Source organism: Arcicella sp. GW458-12-2-14-TSB2 (assembly GCF_059423785.1).
Window position 1 is genome coordinate 1 of sequence record NZ_JBWKYN010000324.1, and the last position, 2,149, is coordinate 2,149.

2 protein-coding genes are annotated in these 2,149 nt (G+C 34.7%); both read right to left on the reverse strand.

Features of this window, described 5'->3' with window-relative positions; all coding sequences use genetic code 11:
- Positions 1 to 98: 98 nt before the first annotated feature.
- Complete coding sequence (rplS, locus tag AC07XN_RS24145; protein WP_309914035.1) at positions 99 to 458, reverse strand: 50S ribosomal protein L19; 360 nt, start codon at positions 456 to 458, stop codon at positions 99 to 101.
- Positions 459 to 866: 408 nt separating this feature from the next.
- The gene (fbaA, locus tag AC07XN_RS24150) at positions 867 to 1,949 is read right to left on the reverse strand and encodes a class II fructose-bisphosphate aldolase (RefSeq protein WP_309914031.1); all 1,083 of its coding nucleotides are present in this window, start codon (positions 1,947 to 1,949) and stop codon (positions 867 to 869) included.
- Positions 1,950 to 2,149 lie beyond the last annotated feature (200 nt).

Genomic DNA, 2,149 nt, shown 5'->3' on the forward strand with positions numbered 1-2,149 from the left:
TTTGTCGTAATTCACAAAATAAACAAGGAGGTTTTTATTGGGCAAGCCATCCACAAAATTCGGGATGACTCATGTTTTTTATTGAAAAATCAGTATGATTATTTTTTCTTAACCAATTCTCTAACTTTTGCAGCTCTACCTTGTTTTCCACGTAGATAGAATAATCTAGCACGACGAACTTTACCTCTACGCAATACTTCGATTTTCTCGATGTTTGGTGATAATAAAGGGAAGATTTTTTCTACACCAATACTGTTTGAAATTTTACGTACTGTAAACATTTCACCAGCACCGCTATTACGACGTTGGATTACAGTTCCTTGGAATACCTGAATACGTTCTTTAGCTCCTTCACGGATTTTGATGTAAACATTGATGGTATCACCTGCTGAAAACTCGGGCAATTCTGCACGGCGTGCAGCATTTTCAGCTTCTACGAATTTAATTAACTCGTTCATTTCTTGATTATTTTGCTGTTAAATTCTTAAATAATTTATCCAAAAGACAACCAGCGGTAACTTTAAAGGTCTGATAAACAATTGCTTGCTTCATACAGATTGCCCAGCCACATAATTGCTCTTTAATTGGGGTGCAAAGTTAAGGAGATTTTTCTAAATTTCAATATTGAAATTCAAAAATTATCCATAAAAAAAGAGTCAGACTTCATCATAATGAAATCTGACTTCTTTTTAAGTTTAAAGTTTATGAGTACAAGGTTTATGAGTTTAGTATGTAACTATTCAAAAGAATAATTTATACAGCTTTATTTATAATCTTTGAACTAATTAAATACTATACTGTAATTACTAAACTATAGACTCATAGACTTTAAACTCATAAACCTTGAACTCTAAACTCATAGACTCTTATAAATATTGATTAGCATTCGCTGCGTTCAAATCTTCAAAAGCTAATTTCAAACGGCTTACAAAAGTATCTTCACCTTTACGTAACCATACACGTGGGTCGTAGTATTTCTTGTTTGGTGAATCTTCGCCTTCTGGGTTACCGATTTGTCCTTGTAAATAACCTTCCTTCGCTTTGTAGTATCCTAAGATACCTTCCCAGAATGCCCATTGTAAATCTGTATCAATGTTCATTTTGATAGCTCCATAAGAAAGTGCCTCACGGATTTCTTCACGAGATGAACCAGAACCACCGTGGAATACGAAGTTGATTGGTTTCTCAGCAGTTAAACCATATTTTTCTTTCACAAATTCTTGAGAATTATGAAGAATAACTGGAGATAACTTTACGTTTCCTGGCTTGTAAACACCGTGTACGTTTCCGAAAGCAGCTGCAATCGTGAAACGGTGAGAGATTTTGCTCAATTCTTCATAAGCATAAGCTACTTCTGAAGGCTGAGTATATAATTTTGAAGAATCTACGTCTGAATTATCAACGCCATCTTCTTCTCCACCTGTTACACCTAATTCAATTTCAAGCGTCATACCCAATTTAGCCATTCTCTCAAGGTATGTTTTACAGATTTCGATGTTCTCTTCGATTGGCTCTTCTGAAAGGTCAATCATGTGTGAAGAAAACAATGGCTTACCATGTAGTTCATAAAACTTCTCGCCAGCGTCTAACAAACCGTCTAACCAAGGTAATAATTTCTTAGCACAGTGGTCAGTATGTAAAATCACTTGAACACCATAAACCTCTGCTAATTGGTGTACGTGATGAGCACCTGAAATAGCACCTGCAATAGAAGCCTCTTGTTTACCGTTTGGTAACGATTTACCTGCATAAAACTGAGCTCCACCATTTGAGAACTGGATGATTACTGGTGAATTTACGGCTTTTGCTGCTTCTAAAACGCCATTTACTGTATCTGTTCCTGTAACGTTTACGGCTGGTAAAGCAAACTGGTGCTTTTTAGCGATTTCGAAGAGCTCTTGCACTGCATCTCCATGCAATACGCCTTTTTGAGAAGATAAACTTGACATAGTTTAATTTTTTCTTGTTAAAAACTTATTTCAACTGATTTTTTGGATAAAAGAACCCAAAAATAATTATTTTAATTGGCTTTCTTAGGTTTTGCAGAATAATATTCGGCACTGACCCAATAAACCAAATATTATAAAAACTAATCTAATAACATTTATACAAAGATACAAATTGAATTTTCGATTTTATAGTTTTCTAC

What these genes read in the sequence shown, in the direction of transcription:
- rplS (WP_309914035.1), bottom strand. Translation starts at nt 458, where the DNA reads ATGAACGAGTTAATTAAATTCGTAGAAGCTGAAAATGCTGCACGCCGT.
- fbaA (WP_309914031.1), bottom strand. Translation starts at nt 1,949, where the DNA reads ATGTCAAGTTTATCTTCTCAAAAAGGCGTATTGCATGGAGATGCAGTG.